This window comes from Aphanizomenon sp. CS-733/32, from assembly GCF_028330045.1.
GTDB lineage: Bacteria > Cyanobacteriota > Cyanobacteriia > Cyanobacteriales > Nostocaceae > Dolichospermum > Dolichospermum gracile.
In genome coordinates this window covers 25,385-40,541 of the sequence record NZ_JAQMSE010000040.1, presented here as the reverse complement: position 1 = coordinate 40,541, position 15,157 = coordinate 25,385, and the positions used below count along the sequence as shown (strand labels likewise).

Genomic DNA, 15,157 nt, shown 5'->3' with positions numbered 1-15,157 from the left:
GGGAATAGGGAATAGGGAATAGGGAATAGGGAACAGGGGGATATTGATATTTCTCTTGCCTCTTGCCTCTTGCCTCTTGCCTCTTGCCTCTTGCCTCCTTCTACTGACCACTGACCATTGACAACTAACTCTACCAGCTAGACTTAACAACACCAGGTAAAAGACCTTCGTGGGCCCATTCCCGGAGTACGTTCCGAGACAAGCCGAAATCACGGTAAACGCCTCTAGGACGACCAGTTAACCAGCAACGGTTGTGCTTACGAGTAGGCGCACTGTTACGGGGTAATTGTTGAATTTTACGGTGAACTTCTAACTTCAGCAACGGAGATTCTGCTGTTCTAAACTCTTCTAATAGTGCTTCCCGCTTTTCAGCATACTTAGCTACCATTTTAGCGCGTTTCTTCTCGCGCTCAATCATACTCTTCTTCGCCATGAATTCCCTAATCTAATGAAAGACAGCATTCCCTATTCTACACCTTTATTGGCAATTGTAGAGAAATTGGGAATAAAGTAAGGGTTGCTGATAGCGAAGCGTGGCGTAAGCCATAAAAGTTGTCTGTGAGGGCTAGGAGTCAGGAGTCAGAAGTCAGGAGTCAGAAGTCAGGAGTCAGGAGTTAGGAGTTAGGAGTTAGGAGTTAGGAGTTAGGAGTCAGAATACGCAATAAAACCAAACTGTGTAAAGAAACGTAAAATCGCTGAAAACCTGTTCCCTGTTCCCTGTTCCCTGTTCCCTTTCCATAACCACAATTTTCAACGCCAACCTACTTACCAAGAATGTAAAGCCCGTAGTTGGGGTGTTTTTTTGACTTGATGGGCTTGCATTCTTGCGAGGACATCATCTAAAATACCCACAGCTTCAATAATATAATCACCCTTATTGAGCATGACACATTCTGCCCGTTCTGACATGGCAGCATCAGTAATTTCTGCCCGTGACGGCATTCCGTGTTTCACAAGATTTTCTAAGACTTGAGTTGCCCAAATTACGGGGATATGGGCAGCTTCACATAACCATAGTATTTCTTCTTGAATTTCTGCCAGCCGTTGATAACCAATTTCCAAGGCTAAATCTCCTCTGGCAATCATAATTCCAAAGGGTTGTTTGCCGGCGGCTTGGATAATTAATTCTGGCAAATTACTCACTGCTAAAGGTGTTTCTATTTTGGCAACTATGGCGGGTGTGGGAGAATTTTCTGGTAATCTTGTTGCTAATTCTTGTTGCAAAAGTTGAATATCTGCGGGTGTTTGCACATAGGAATAACCGATAATATTAACTTGATTGGCATGGGTAATAATAAAATCTAAATCTTGTTGATCTTTTGTTGTTAAAGAACTCAAATGTAAGTCAGTGTCAGGAAAATTAATGCCTTTCTCTGGTAATATTTTCTCACCTTTAAGACGGGCATGGGTGATTTTTAACCACACTCCCTGGGGTGTAATTGACTCGACATAAGCACCAATTCTTCCATCATCGATCCAGATTCTTGTGCCAATTGTTAGTTGTTTTAATACTTCGGGAATTGTGCAAGTGGCTTGAAAAAATGCAGAATTAATAGTAGTGGGTAACTCATTGGTGAGGAAGAGAGATTCACCTTTAAATATTCGTTGTTTGGGACTGGGGGTAAGAACAGATTTAATTCTGGTTTTGGGACCACTCAAATCCATGAGAATTTTACAGGAAGATTCTAATTCTAATTCTGCTTGTTTGATATTGTTAATCATTGCTAACCATTCAACAGGGGTATCATGGGCGCAATTAATTCTTAGACAGTTTGCCCCTTCCTGAATGATATCCCGCAGAAATTCGTAATTCGTAGCGGCTGCATTGGGTAATGTTACCATGATTCTGACGCGACGGTTATCGAGGGTGTTGCCAAATAAATCTTCGGTATTTTGTTGAAGTAGGCGATCGCCCTCAAAAAATGCGTCCAAAGGTGGATGTATAATTATGGAATCATTATCTGTGCCACAAACTGCCTGTAAGGTGGCAATCACCGCATCTAAGGTAGGTAAAACTTTAGCTTCTATCCTCCCCAATGAGGACAAACCCCAAGGCATTAAAGCCGCTTGCAGTTGTCGTAAATCGTGTCTTCTCAGTGCTAGATAATAGGCAAGATTGAGACTACTATTAATAAAAGATTGTCGGTGAATTTGCTTTTTCCACCTTTGAAATATTTCTCTCCCTTCTTCATCAACAGATTGACGAAGTTCCTGCAATGTGGTAAGTAAAACACAAGGATCAGATAAGTCCAACTCTACATTAGTAGACTGCATATTAATAAATTCAACTCCACTAATTTAAAAATCTTTTTTTAACGAACCACTTCAGGCACAGAAGTAACAGAGAGAAGAAAAAATTCTTGACTGAATTGTATTAGACTATAAAGGATATTTAAATTCACTTTTTACCTACTGTTAACCAACCCTTTCAAAGAAAGTAAAAATATTGAAAAATTCTCTCCTAACCTCCTTCCTCTGTGTCCTCTGTGCCTCTGTGGTTAGATAAATTATTTTCAACCCACTTCAGACACAGAAAGCGCAGATTTTCGATTCATCTATTACTTATTCCCCTGTTTCTGCTTTCGCAATTTCTAACATTGTCTTAATCACAGAATCAGGGTTGAGACTAATAGAATCTATCCCTTGTTCAACTAAGAAACGGGCAAATTCTGGATAATCGCTAGGTGCTTGTCCACAAATACCAATTTTGCGACCATTTTGTTTAACAGTTGTTATGGCTTTTTCTATTATTCTTTTCACAGCTTCGTTGCGTTCATCAAATAAATGGGCAACTAACTCAGAATCTCGATCTAATCCTAATGTTAATTGGGTTAAATCATTAGAACCAATTGAGAAACCGTCAAAGACTTGGCTAAATTCATCAGCTAATAAAACGTTACTTGGTAACTCACACATCACATAAACTTCTAAGCCATTTTCGCCTTTAACTAAACCATTTTTTGCCATTTCTGTTAATACTCTTTTTCCTTCTTCGGGAGTGCGACAAAAGGGAACCATGAGAATCATATTGGTTAAACCCATTTCTTCTCTTACCCGTTTCATTGCCTGACATTCTAAAGCAAAACCTTCACGATAACGGGGATCATAATAACGGGAAGCGCCACGCCAACCCAGCATGGGATTTTCTTCTTTGGGTTCAAATTGTCTACCACCTAAGAGGTTGGCATATTCATTACTTTTGAAATCAGACAACCGGACAATTACAGGGTTGGGATAAAATGCTGCGGCTATTGTTCCTATACCTTGCGCCAATTTAGCAATAAAGAATTCGGCTTTATCTTCATATTGTGCCGTTAATTCGCTAATTTTATATTTGGCAAGTTCGTCTTCTAATTCATCAAAATGTAATAATGCTAAAGGATGGGCTTTAATATGATTAGCAATGATAAATTCCATTCTGGCTAAACCAACACCATCATTAGGAATTGCTGTCAAACCTAAAGCTTCTTCAGGATTACCTACATTCATCATGATTTTGGTGCGGGTTCGAGGTAGGTTATCTAATGGTAATTCTCGAATTTCAAAGTTTAATAAACCTGAGTAAACTTGACCGGTTTCACCTTCTGCACAGCTAACAGTAATCTCTTGTCCTGTTTGTAATATTTCTGTTGCATTTCCACAACCCACAATAGCAGGAATACCCATTTCTCTGGCAATGATTGATGCATGACAAGTCCTCCCACCGGAGTTAGTGACAATGGCGCTGGCTTTCTTCATAATCGGTTCCCAGTCGGGGTCTGTGCGGTTAGTAATTAACACTTCTCCGGCTTGAAAGAGATTAATTTCCGGTACATCTAAAATTACTCTAGCTTTACCTTGACCAATCATTTCGCCAACGCTGCGACCTGTTAATAAAACTTGACTTTTTTCTTGGAGTTGATAAGTTCTGAGGACGGTTTTTGATTTTTGCGATTGAACTGTTTCTGGTCTAGCTTGGACAATAAATAATTCACCTGTTACGCCATCTTTTGCCCATTCAATATCCATTGGTGTGGACATTCCCCGGACTTGGGAGTAATGATCTTCAATAATACAAGTCCATTCTGCTAGTTGGAGGATTTCTTGATCATTGAGGGCAAATTGATGACGTTCAGGTTTAGGAACGGAAATATTTTTGGTTAATTTTGATCCGCCTAAATCATAAACCATTTTAATTTCTTTTGTTCCCAACCGCTTTTGGAGAATGGGTTTATATCCTTGTTTTAAAGTTGGTTTAAATACTAAATATTCGTCTGGGTTAACTGCACCTTGGACGATGTTTTCGCCCAAACCATAAGCAGCGGTAATTAAAGCGGCATTTTGAAACCCTGTTTCTGTGTCAATGGAAAACATGACTCCAGAAGATGCTAAATCAGACCGAACCATTTTTTGGACACCAACTGATAAGGCTACTTCAAAATGATCAAAACCTCTTATTTGTCGGTAGGAAATTGCCCTGTCTGTGAAGATAGAAGCAAAGCATTTATGGCAAGATTCTAATACACCTTTGATGCCATGAACGTTGAGGTAGGTTTCCTGCTGTCCCGCAAAACTAGCATCTGGTAAGTCTTCGGCTGTGGCACTGGAACGAACAGCCACATCAGTATTAATACCGTATTCTTGACAAAGATCCTGATAGGATTTAGCGATCGCTTCTTGTAATTCTAGCGGAAATGGGGTTTCTAACATTAATGATCTGGCTTGTTTGCCACATTCTTGCAAATTATCCATATCTTCCACATCTAAATCTGCAAAAATCTTCCGCAGTTTTGCTTCTAAACCAGCCGCCGTAATCAAGTATCTATAAGCATAAGCAGTAGTGGCAAATCCAGTGGGAACTTTCACTCCTTGGGAACTGAGTTGTTGAATCATTTCGCCTAAAGAGGCATTTTTACCACCTACTAGGGGAATATCTACAATTCCCACTGATTTAAAGGGTAATACTAAAGCTTCTTGAGTAATTTGGCTATTTTCTTGGTTGCGTTTAATTTCCAACATATTCTGAGATTCCTTAAATAGCTACTGTTATTTAATTCAGAACCCATTCTGTTTATGCACGGACAGTTTAAAGATGTTGCCAGGATATAGAAGAGGGAACGGGATTTCCTACCAGATGTCTCAATGACACCCTCCATTCAAGATTACTCTAGTTTAGAGTGTAAATAAATATAGAGGCAATATAGCGAAATATTACGTAATATATTGTTCTTGCAAATATTCTCACAATCCCCCCATCCTTGAGAGTTAAAATTCAGGAATGTACATAAGAAGTTTTAATTTATCTCAATTCATTACATGACTACATTTAGCCAAACACTTGCAAAGAAGGACTTAAAACTATTATGCCTCAATGCCCTTGTTGTTCCGATTCACTCTTACACCATATTCGTGGTACCGAATCTTATTGGTTTTGCCGCAGTTGTTGGCAAGAAATGCCTATATTAACTCAACGTCACACTGCTAATGTCCCGAAACCGATTTTAGCAAAATTAGCTAAAAAAATCGCCCCACCAGAACATGGTCTCGGTTCTCATGGTTTGATTCAACCCAATTCTTTTCACGCCAGATTAGAAGAAAAGTGGGATAAAGACGTTGTTTATCAAAGTTCTACAGAAGTTTAATTTGTGATTTGCGTGGAAGATTATCCCGTGAACACGGGAATCCAATTTTTTCATGCCTAAATAAAATTTTTAGAATAATTTACCGCAGATAAAGACGGATAAATTAAGAAATTTATGAGTTTTTATAATATTTATGTTTTCCGGCTTATTTATTACCAAATCTGACTTAAATCTAAAATAAATCCGGGTAATAAATCTTCACCAGTTAATGTTTGAGGATTATCTAGTTCTTCCACAGCTTGACCAGGACAATAAATAAATACTTTCCGTTGTTTTCTATCAATTAACCAAGCTAATTTAACGCCATTATCTATATATTCTTGCATTTTTTCTTGTAATGGTTTTAAATTGTCGCTGGCAGAACGTAATTCAATGACAAAATCAGGTGCAATAGGCGCAAATTTATTCTGTTGTTCTGAGGTTAAACTATCCCAACGTTCTTTTTTTATCCAAGCAACATCAGGAGAAACATCTTTGCCATTTGGTAGTTTAAAACCTGTGGAAGAGTCAAAACCTTTACCTAATTTTGTTTGTTTATTCCAAATTCCTAATTCCACAGCAATATCAAAGTTTCTATTTCCCGTATCGCTACCAGTTGGTGACATAATTATTAATTCCCCTGCTGCTGTGCGTTCAAATCTCAAATCACGGTTATTTTGACAGAGTTGGAAAAACGCCTCATCTGTGAGGTTGATATTTAGTGTTAGCTGAGGAGGTAAAGTCGTGGTATTCATTGAATATTACACTTTTGCTCTATTTTTTGTCAAAAAGATTGCACCACATTTATTGATTACCAAATTTGACTTAAATCTAAAACAAATCCGGGTAATAAATCCTCACCAGTTAATGTTTGGGGATTATCTAATTCTTCCACAGCTTGACCGGGACGATAAATAAATACTTTCCGTTGTTTTCTATCAATTAACCATCCTAATTGTGTACCATTATCTATATATTCTTGCATCTTTTCTTGCAGAATCTTTAAATTATCAGTTTCTGAACGCAATTCAATAATAAACTCAGGACAAATAGGCGCAAATTTTTTCCTTTGTTCTGCTGGTATTGCTTGCCATTTTGTGCGGTTTATCCAAGCTGCGTCAGGAGAACGGACTGCACCATTGGGTAAGGTAAAACCACCACTAGAACCAAATCCTACTCCTGTACCATTTTGCTTTGTCCATATCCATAATTGACCGTTTAAGTCAAAATTGCGTTCCTCTGTTTCTGAACCTGTGGGGGACATAATTAATAAATCTCCTATTTGATTACGTTCAATGCGAAAGTCCCGATTTAGCTGACAGAAATCATAAAAATTATCATCAGTCATGATAATATTTGGTTGCATTTGCAATACCATTGGTAAAATTTCTAAAGCTACAGATAATTGTGTGACCATAATAATTAAAGATGGTAGTGAATGAAGATTCAGATCCCCGACTTCTTTTTTATTATAAACAAATTATAAATTGATGGCAGAAGTCGGGGATCTTATTGTTCTAGAATTCTCCAGCTAAAGCGGGAACACAGCGTTCACACAATAATGGATGTTCTGCTGATTCACCAACATGGGGAGAATAGTTCCAACAGCGATCGCATTTGTGATAAGATTTCCCATCATGTTCGTAATCTGCGGCATTGACTACGCCAATATCCCAATTATCCTCACCTTGAACCCGCAAAGTTTTTAATCCTTTTAATGCATCAGGAGTATCTAATAATTGCACACTGGAAGTGAGGAATAAATACCGTAATTCATCAATTCCATTACCGCTAACATTCAAAGGTTCAATAGCAGTGGATAATTTTTCATCGCTGAGATAAATTAAAGCAATAGCTTCTAGAGAAGAACCAATTAACTTTTCTGTCCGTGCTTGTTCTAAGACCTTATTAACATCACCACGAATGCGGCGCAGTGTTTTCCAAAATTCTGCTAATTCAGGATTATCCCATTTATCATCCACTTGCACCCAACCAGCTTGAAACACTGATTTATATTCTGTTTCGTAGGGGATAAATTGCCAGATATCCTCCGCAGTATGACATAAAACGGGGGCGATCGCTCTAGCTAAATTCTCCAAAGCAATTTGCAAAACCGTTTGACAACTGCGACGACGGAAAGCATCAGCCGAACTGATATATAATCTATCCTTCGCAACATCCAAATAGAAATTCGACAAATCCACAACGCAGAAATTCTGCACAGTTTGGAAAAATCGGAAAAACTGGAAACTATCAAAGGCTTCCGTCACCTCATTAAACACCTCACGAATGCGGTGCAGCATATATTTATCCAAATCTGGTAAATCATCAAAAGCTACAGCATCCTTCTGAGGATCAAAATCATGCAAACTCCCCAATAAAAACCGCGCCGTGTTGCGAATCTTATTTCTGACATCAGCTAATTGCTTGATGATGTTACCACCCAACCGGACATCACCAGAATAATCAACCGAAGAAACCCACAACCGCAAAACATCTGCACCATAAGCAGGTTGTTGTTTTTGGTTAGTCCCACCTTGAATCATCAATTGAGGGTCTACCACATTCCCCACAGATTTGCTCATTTTTCGTCCATTTTCATCCAAGACGAAACCATGAGTTAACACAGTTTTATAAGGTGCAATGCCATTAACCGCCACACTGGTTAACAAAGAAGATTGAAACCAACCCCGATGTTGATCAGAACCTTCCAAATACATATCCACAGGATAGCATAACTCCGGTCTTTGCTTCGCCACCGCTGCCCAAGAAGAACCAGAATCAAACCAGACATCCATTGTATCTGTACCTCGGCGGTAAGTCTTACCATTATTGCGATATGTTTCCGGTAATAACGCCTCTACCGACAACTCCCACCAAGCATCAGAACCCTTTTCGGCAAAAATAGCTTGAACGTGGTTAATCGTGTCCGCATTTAGCAAAACTTCCCCAGTTGCTTCATCATAAAACACCGGAATCGGCACACCCCAAGAACGTTGACGAGAAATACACCAATCGGATCTTTCTGCTATCATTGGCGTGATGCGGTTTTCACCTTGCGCCGGAATCCAACGCACAGATGAAATAGCCTTTAAAGCCTCCTCCCTAAATCCTGCCACAGAAGCAAACCATTGTTCAGTAGCGCGGAAAATCGTCGGTTTCTTCGTTCTCCAATCATAAGGATACTTGTGAGGATAAGCTTCCTCCTTCAACAGAGAACCAACTTCCTGCAAAGCGTCAATAATCGCTTGATTACCATCGCCCAAAACATTCAAGCCAGAAAACTTACCAGCCTCATCCGTAAAATTCCCACTATCATCAACAGGGGCAAGAATCGGCAAACCGTAACGCTGACCAACAATGTAATCCTCTTGACCATGACCAGGAGCAGTATGAACCAACCCAGTCCCCGATTCAGTAGTGATATAATCACCACCAATAACCACCGGACTTTCACGGTCAAAAAGAGGATGACGATAAATAGTACCTTCCAAATCCTGACCAGAGAATTTGACTTTTACCCTTAACTCACAATCCAACCTAGCAGCTAAACTTGCTACCAAATCAGCCGCAACAATCAGATATTTGCACTCTTTCCGCGCCTCTGCGTCTGGGTATGAAACCTCCACAACCCCATACTCCAACGCACCATTTACAGCCACAGCCAAATTACCGGGGATAGTCCAGGGGGTAGTAGTCCACACAGCCACGCCCAAATCAGGCAGGAACGGCTCTAAAACTGATTTTAATTGTTCCGTAACCTTCACCACCGGAAAAGCGGCGTAAATGCTGCGAGAAACGTGACCTTCAGGATATTCTAACTCAGCTTCAGCCAAAGCCGTTTTAGAACTAGGACTCCAATGCACTGGCTTTAAACCGCGATAAATATAACCTTTGAGGAACATTTCCCCAAATACGCCAATTTGCGCGGCTTCGTATTCTGGTTTTAAGGTTAAATAAGGATTTTCCCAATCACCCCAAATCCCATAGCGTTTAAAGCTTTCTCGTTGTTCATCAACCGTCTTCAGTGCAAACTCTTTCGCTTTTTGACGCAATTGCAAAGGTGTGAGATTTTGCCGTTCTGCCTGTTTCATATTTTGCAGAACTTTCAACTCAATAGGCAATCCGTGACAATCCCAGCCAGGAACGTAACGAATTTTACGACTTTTTAGCAATTGGTAGCGGTTAATAATATCTTTGAGAATCTTATTTAAGGCATGACCAATATGTAATTGACCGTTAGCATAGGGAGGACCATCGTGCAGTATAAATAATTCGCCGGGGTTGTTTTCAGCCAGTTGAGAATAAATGTTGTTTTCTGCCCAGAATTTTTGGATTTCGGGTTCACGCTTAATGGCGTTTGCCCGCATATCGAAGTTAGTCTTGGGTAAGTTGACGGTATCTTTGTATTTTCCAGTTTCGGTCACAGGTTCATGCCTAAATGTAGGTGTGCAGGTTATCCGATCAATTATAAATCGTAGGTTGGGTTGAGGAACGAAACCCAACAGCAGTTATGGGTATCTTGTGGTTAATTTTCGGTTTCACTTCGTTCTATCCAACCTACGGGAGCATAGGTAGAGAAAATGCCAAATAGTTTAGAACTGAAACTAGTTCTGTACAACCTTTTTAGCTATAAAATGTAAAACAATAATAAAACTACTTAAAATACATATTGACAACTTTTGTGAGATAAAGCTATATTGTCTGATATACAAATTTAGTCAAACGATGAATAATATGTTTGTACTATTGCATTGAGAGGAAAAAGCACGTGAGTTCTTTTAAGCAGCTCCCACTATCAGACCTTAGAGAGAGCTTGCCAAAGTTCAAGCGTCAAGTTCAGTTAGGGATGAAGAGAATTGCTGCTACCTATTATGGTCAAGTAGTTGCATTCTTAGTTCCTTTAAAGGATTTAGAACAAGCTGAAAAAGATGGCGCTATTAGTAAAAGTGAAGAAATGTCTTTATCAGATTTCCGACTACATCTAACGGAATGTTGGGAACGCTTACAAATGGATGTTGATTGTATTTATGTGACATATCATACGCGCAGAGCAGTTGCTTTTGTTAGCCCTCGTCTCACAAATTATCTTTCAATTCCAATTTCAGAAGTTGCTCATAAGCTTCTTGCCATAGATAGCGGTCTTATTCAAGTAGAAAGTTTACTCAAGGAAGAAATAATTCATGTTCAACATCAAAGCTGATTCGGAATTACAAAAACAGCTAAATAACCTACAAAAGTATTATCCTCCTGAAGTTCGTTTAGAGATCAATCACTTTATAGACATTCTCAAAAGAGATGGTCAATTTAGCAAAACAGATTTTTATGATGTTAATACGCATAAAATTTCTGGTTTATCTTGTAATTTGTTTTACAGATCCAACTTTGCAAATAAAGAGGTTTTAATAATTGCTATCAAACTGAAGCCAGCAGACATATTTAGACAGAGATTTAACATTCAGGATGAATGGGATGATAAGGATGTTATAGAATCTATTCCCCAGTACGATAAACCAGAAAAAATCGTTAAAGCTATCGAATTAATTCATCAAGGCATTCAAGATTCCTATGAATTAGGTTATCAATTAGGACATAGAGGTAAAGAAAAGAGATATATCTCTCGACATGGACAGTATGCAAAACACACTCTTGAGCAGCTTAAATTGATTACAAAGACACGCAAAGGCAACAAATGGATATTAGAAATTACAGAACAAGGAAGACGAATTGCTGAAGGAATTAATGATGATTTAAAACGAAGATTACTGTATGAAGCCATGTTACATTATCCTCCTGTTTGGCGAATTATTGTTGCTGTTTCAGAAATTGATAGTCAACTAAATGAGGACTTGATACTCAATGATGAGCTAGTTAAAAATTTAGTTTTTCCAGAAATATTAAGAGGTGCTGATACAAGTAATCGTCGTTCGCAAACATTAAAGAACTGGATTAAAAGTATTTCTATCTTTTTTGGAATGCCTATTCGTCTTCACAATCGCGGTATGCAGCTTACTATTCCAATGCTATATGCTGAAAATGGGTATAACAATGAAAACACAGAGGAAGACTAGAACATATGATTTTAAGAGCCAAGAGTTCATAGGCAAGAATGGTGAAAATATTCTTGATAAATGGCTTGGCTCTATTTATAGAATTTTAGATGTTTCCAGCATTAAAAAGTATCAAAAATCTGGAATAGACAGAATCTTGATGCGGCCAGATGGAAGCACTGTCAGCGTTGAATATAAATTTGACTTAGCTTCATCTAGAACAGGCAATTTATTTTTTGAAACTGTCTCTGTAGATAATAAAAATATTTCTGGTTGGGGATGGCTATCACAGGCTGAATACTGGATATTTTTACTACCAACGATGGAAGTATTAGTAGTTGAACCTGGAAAAATGAGAAATATGATTTGGTGTCATCGTTGGGAACTCCAAGAAAAGGAAATTCAGAACGTAGGCTACAAAACTTTAGGAATTCCTATTCCTTTATCTAAAGTGAGAGAAATTGCTTACTACACTGTTCAATTAGAGGAAAATTTTATATGAATGAAGTAATTGAGATACCCGTTAGTTTGACTTATTTTCAACTTCCTGAAGCTGTTCAAGCGCGGTTAAAATTTTTATTAGATCGTCAAGATGCTGGTGAAGAATTGACTTTAGCTGAAAGAAATGAAGCTGAAGGTTTAGTTGATTTGGCGGAATTTTTATCTTTGCTTTCCTTACGTTCTCAGCGTATCATGCGGGCGGGATAAATGGGTAAAATTCCAAATTCGCTACGTCAATTAGTTATCCAGCGTGCAAAAGATAGGTGTGAATATTGTTGTTTGTCTCAAGCAGGACAAGCTGCAACATTTCACATAGATCATATTATTCCGGTTGTGGCTGGTGGTGCAACAATATCTGATAATTTAGCTCTTGCTTGTGTGTCATGCTCACTTGGTAAATCTGCTAGACAAACAGTAACAGATCCAGAAACAAAAAAAGAAGTATCTATTTTTAATCCTCGTCAACAAGTATGGCAAGAACACTTTCACTGGGATGACGTGAGAGTACGCAAGAATTGAGAAGATCAATGGCAAAAAAAGCGATGGCAAGAACACTTTCACTGGGATGACGTGAGAGTAGTAGGATTAACAGCTACAGGAAGAGGAACTGTTGAAGCATTGAAAATAAATCGTGCGATGATGTTAGCAATTCGTGGAGAAGAGGAATTACTTGGCCGTCATCCACCATTATTCAGTAATACATTTAGAACTGACCATCATAGCTAAATGGTTTACCATAGTAATTTGTGTCTTTCTTGCTTTGCTTAGAATCAGACAGAATATCTAAATTGTCAATATTTTTAGTAACACGACGCAGTTGCTTTTCTCTTCCTCTATCTAACTGTCTAAGTTGAGACTTAACAATACAAGGATAACCTTTGAGAACTTGAAAGCCATTACTCCAACAAAATCCAGATTTTTCCTTATTTGAAGAATTGATACTGACACGCCCTACAGACATAGAAATTAATCTTTTTTGTAGTCTGTAGCGTATTTGATGTTTAGATTTTCTGACATGAGTATTAGTAGCAGTATTTGAATTATGTTTAGAATTGATAACCTTTAAAATTTGATTAGCTTCTTCAACTTGTTTTTTCAGTTCTTTTTCAATAGAAGATGGACGAATTCTAATCAAACCATCATAACGTACTTGATAACCGACAAAAGCAATCCAAGGCACTGCTGCATTTTCTTGTTTATTTGCCCAATAATAATGTCCTTGTTTATCGTTTGATTGAAACCATTCATTAGCAGTAGGAATAGCTACCTTCGTAAAAGAATAAGATTGCAAATACAATTCAAAAATCTCAACTGCCCTATTATCAACTACTTGACCATCACTTTCTAAACGTTTTTGAGCTTGATTAAAAGCTAGGCGTGCCTGATCATGATGTACACAGTCAAAAAACCCTTTAATGTCACATTCAGCAACCCAAAGAAATTGATTATCATAATTGGCTTTGTAATCAATTAAATCTTTGATAGCTTTATGGTGGTTGAGCTTATTTTTACGAAAAGCATAAGAGTGTGGTTGAAAAGATTTATCAAAAATATCAATCAGATATTTAGCACATTGTCCAATAATAATTCTATGGTTTAACTTGTAGTTGGCAATAGGTCTATATTCATGATTACTTTTAGGTTCTTTTCTATAGAAATCTATGTGAGGGGTTTCAATTTTAAAGTTTTTATCTTGTAATGCGGCATAGCTTATATCCTCAATAAATTGGTTGAGCCGCATTAACCAAGGTTCTTCTTGAAACTTAGCAGAATTTCGCTTTTGAATTATAGTTTGCTCTATTGCCCACGCATTAAATTGAACACTGCTTTTATACTTCTTTCTTTCATCAGATTTTGGACGTATCCACTGTTTACGCGGAGGCATCAGGCTACATATTAGAGTTTCTTCAGGCTTCGCTCCTTCTTCTGGCTTTTGTACAAAGGTGGATATGTTATATAAAAATTGTTTATCATGTCGCTTATTGGCTATTTCAGCACGATAATGACAGAGTAATCTAATAATATGGCTGTCAGTAAAATAGTTTGAAAGTGACATTGAGTAACCACAGAAATATATTTATTTGTAATAAATAGGTAGTAGATTAGGCAGGGAGTTTTAGGGTATGTAAGCCCATGAAAACCTCTCTTAGCATTGTAACCACTTACCTTATCTAACTGTAGTCTCTATCTCTATGTGGTTGAGATAGTAGTCCAATTTTACCAGTCACTACTGAATTCTATATCTATTACTAGATGTTATATTCAGACCTACCAAATCTACTGCTACTTAAAATAACACATTATTCCGAATGTGCCAAGAGTTAATTTAATATTATATTATTGTAACAATCTATTACAATAGATTATATTTCGTGTTATCTACTCATTGCCAATATCATCATCAAAAATAATTTCCTCCCCCGCACCCCACATCATGTCATACATACCTTGACGCACAGCGCGATGAAAACTGGAATATTCCCAATCCTTTGGTGCTGTTACCAAACCATGTTTCACAGGATTATAATGAATATATTCAATGTGATTTTGAAAATCACTTTCATCTCTAATTAAATGTTCCCAAAAACGATATTGCCAGATAGCCCGTTGCTTTTTATTTTTTCTAGATGCAGATATATTTTCTGGTGAAATAGTTTCACATTTACGACTAAAATAACTTTTAATTAACCGCCAACGGGTAGAAAAATCATGATCATTTTCTGGTAATGTCCAAATACAGTGGAGATGATCAGGTAAAATAACAACAGCATCTATAATAAATGGATGTTTCTGCGTTACATAACCAAAAGCATCTCTTAATAAAGAAACATTTTTTGGTAAACATAATATTTTTTGTCTTTTCTCTGTCACGACTGTAAAAAAGTATGTTCCTCCTGCCACTTTGGCGCGGCGATATTCCATACTATAAATATCCTGTGAATAAAGTTGTGTTTTATGATCTTAATTTTACCCCGTAGGTTGGGTTGACGTATGTTACCCAACATT

General features: G+C 37.8%; 15 protein-coding genes. 7 read left to right on the top strand and 8 right to left on the bottom strand.

The window, feature by feature from the left end; genetic code table 11:
• Positions 1 to 130 precede the first annotated feature (130 nt).
• The 3 genes from rpsN to ppsA form a co-directional block, all read right to left on the bottom strand.
• On the bottom strand, positions 131 to 433 hold the full coding sequence (gene rpsN / locus PN471_RS03875; protein WP_027404105.1) for a 30S ribosomal protein S14: 303 nt from the start codon (positions 431 to 433) through the stop codon (positions 131 to 133).
• A 332-nt stretch (positions 434 to 765) separates the two neighbouring features.
• The gene (locus tag PN471_RS03870; RefSeq protein ID WP_271775735.1) at positions 766 to 2,274 is read right to left on the bottom strand and encodes a pyruvate kinase; all 1,509 of its coding nucleotides are present in this window, start codon (positions 2,272 to 2,274) and stop codon (positions 766 to 768) included.
• 288 nt (positions 2,275 to 2,562) lie between these two features.
• On the bottom strand, positions 2,563 to 4,998 hold the full coding sequence (gene ppsA / locus PN471_RS03865) for a phosphoenolpyruvate synthase (protein ID WP_271775734.1): 2,436 nt from the start codon (positions 4,996 to 4,998) through the stop codon (positions 2,563 to 2,565).
• A gap of 344 nt (positions 4,999 to 5,342) precedes the next feature.
• On the opposite strand from ppsA, the gene PN471_RS03860 reads away from it, so the two are divergent.
• Positions 5,343 to 5,621, top strand: a complete 279-nt coding sequence (locus PN471_RS03860; RefSeq protein ID WP_193897380.1) for a hypothetical protein — start codon at positions 5,343 to 5,345, stop codon at positions 5,619 to 5,621.
• A 152-nt stretch (positions 5,622 to 5,773) separates the two neighbouring features.
• On the opposite strand, the gene PN471_RS03855 is transcribed toward PN471_RS03860, so the two are convergent.
• The 3 genes from PN471_RS03855 to ileS all read right to left on the bottom strand — a co-directional run bounded on the left by PN471_RS03855 (position 5,774) and on the right by ileS (position 10,027).
• A complete protein-coding gene (locus PN471_RS03855; protein WP_271775733.1) occupies positions 5,774 to 6,355 on the bottom strand; it encodes a Uma2 family endonuclease in 582 nt (193 codons plus the stop codon).
• 56 nt (positions 6,356 to 6,411) lie between these two features.
• Positions 6,412 to 7,017, bottom strand: coding sequence for a Uma2 family endonuclease (locus PN471_RS03850; protein ID WP_271775732.1), 606 nt, complete (start codon positions 7,015 to 7,017; stop codon positions 6,412 to 6,414).
• Between the two features lie 100 nt (positions 7,018 to 7,117).
• Positions 7,118 to 10,027, bottom strand: coding sequence for an isoleucine--tRNA ligase (ileS, locus tag PN471_RS03845; protein WP_271775731.1), 2,910 nt, complete (start codon positions 10,025 to 10,027; stop codon positions 7,118 to 7,120).
• Positions 10,028 to 10,416: 389 nt separating this feature from the next.
• On the opposite strand from ileS, the gene PN471_RS03840 reads away from it, so the two are divergent.
• The 6 genes from PN471_RS03840 to PN471_RS03815 are packed head-to-tail and all read left to right on the top strand — an operon-like array spanning position 10,417 to position 12,877.
• The gene (locus PN471_RS03840; protein WP_196803219.1) at positions 10,417 to 10,803 is read left to right on the top strand and encodes a prevent-host-death family protein; all 387 of its coding nucleotides are present in this window, start codon (positions 10,417 to 10,419) and stop codon (positions 10,801 to 10,803) included.
• Positions 10,784 to 11,671 carry a hypothetical protein gene (locus PN471_RS03835; protein WP_168467349.1) on the top strand — a complete coding sequence of 296 codons (888 nt, stop codon included), beginning with the start codon at positions 10,784 to 10,786 and terminating at the stop codon, positions 11,669 to 11,671. Before PN471_RS03840 ends, PN471_RS03835 begins: the two co-directional genes overlap by 20 nt.
• On the top strand, positions 11,649 to 12,152 hold the full coding sequence (locus tag PN471_RS03830) for a hypothetical protein (RefSeq protein WP_168467348.1): 504 nt from the start codon (positions 11,649 to 11,651) through the stop codon (positions 12,150 to 12,152). The genes PN471_RS03835 and PN471_RS03830 overlap by 23 nt, the downstream gene beginning before the upstream one ends.
• Positions 12,149 to 12,358, top strand: a complete 210-nt coding sequence (locus tag PN471_RS03825) for a hypothetical protein (RefSeq protein WP_271775730.1) — start codon at positions 12,149 to 12,151, stop codon at positions 12,356 to 12,358. The genes PN471_RS03830 and PN471_RS03825 overlap by 4 nt, the downstream gene beginning before the upstream one ends.
• Positions 12,359 to 12,670, top strand: coding sequence for an HNH endonuclease (locus PN471_RS03820; protein ID WP_271775729.1), 312 nt, complete (start codon positions 12,359 to 12,361; stop codon positions 12,668 to 12,670).
• Positions 12,671 to 12,721: 51 nt separating this feature from the next.
• The gene (locus PN471_RS03815) at positions 12,722 to 12,877 is read left to right on the top strand and encodes a hypothetical protein (RefSeq protein WP_271775728.1); all 156 of its coding nucleotides are present in this window, start codon (positions 12,722 to 12,724) and stop codon (positions 12,875 to 12,877) included.
• On the opposite strand, the gene PN471_RS03810 is transcribed toward PN471_RS03815, so the two are convergent.
• Both PN471_RS03810 and PN471_RS03805 read right to left on the bottom strand, forming a co-directional pair.
• A complete protein-coding gene (locus PN471_RS03810; protein WP_271775727.1) occupies positions 12,855 to 14,207 on the bottom strand; it encodes a reverse transcriptase domain-containing protein in 1,353 nt (450 codons plus the stop codon). The two genes, PN471_RS03815 and PN471_RS03810, sit on opposite strands and share 23 nt — an antisense overlap.
• Before the next feature lie 323 nt (positions 14,208 to 14,530).
• Complete coding sequence (locus PN471_RS03805; RefSeq protein WP_271775726.1) at positions 14,531 to 15,073, bottom strand: REP-associated tyrosine transposase; 543 nt, start codon at positions 15,071 to 15,073, stop codon at positions 14,531 to 14,533.
• Between the last annotated feature and the right edge of the window lie 84 nt (positions 15,074 to 15,157).

Excerpts from the sequence above, each read along its gene's own strand:
- PN471_RS03805 (WP_271775726.1), bottom strand. The coding sequence starts at position 15,073 with ATGGAATATCGCCGCGCCAAAGTGGCAGGAGGAACATACTTTTTTACA.
- PN471_RS03860 (WP_193897380.1), top strand. The coding sequence starts at position 5,343 with ATGCCTCAATGCCCTTGTTGTTCCGATTCACTCTTACACCATATTCGT.
- rpsN (WP_027404105.1), bottom strand. The coding sequence starts at position 433 with ATGGCGAAGAAGAGTATGATTGAGCGCGAGAAGAAACGCGCTAAAATG.
- PN471_RS03825 (WP_271775730.1), top strand. The coding sequence starts at position 12,149 with ATGAATGAAGTAATTGAGATACCCGTTAGTTTGACTTATTTTCAACTT.
- PN471_RS03810 (WP_271775727.1), bottom strand. The coding sequence starts at position 14,207 with ATGTCACTTTCAAACTATTTTACTGACAGCCATATTATTAGATTACTC.
- ppsA (WP_271775734.1), bottom strand. The coding sequence starts at position 4,998 with ATGTTGGAAATTAAACGCAACCAAGAAAATAGCCAAATTACTCAAGAA.
- PN471_RS03820 (WP_271775729.1), top strand. The coding sequence starts at position 12,359 with ATGGGTAAAATTCCAAATTCGCTACGTCAATTAGTTATCCAGCGTGCA.
- PN471_RS03870 (WP_271775735.1), bottom strand. The coding sequence starts at position 2,274 with ATGCAGTCTACTAATGTAGAGTTGGACTTATCTGATCCTTGTGTTTTA.
- PN471_RS03830 (WP_168467348.1), top strand. The coding sequence starts at position 11,649 with ATGAAAACACAGAGGAAGACTAGAACATATGATTTTAAGAGCCAAGAG.
- PN471_RS03850 (WP_271775732.1), bottom strand. The coding sequence starts at position 7,017 with ATGGTCACACAATTATCTGTAGCTTTAGAAATTTTACCAATGGTATTG.
- PN471_RS03855 (WP_271775733.1), bottom strand. The coding sequence starts at position 6,355 with ATGAATACCACGACTTTACCTCCTCAGCTAACACTAAATATCAACCTC.
- PN471_RS03835 (WP_168467349.1), top strand. The coding sequence starts at position 10,784 with ATGTTCAACATCAAAGCTGATTCGGAATTACAAAAACAGCTAAATAAC.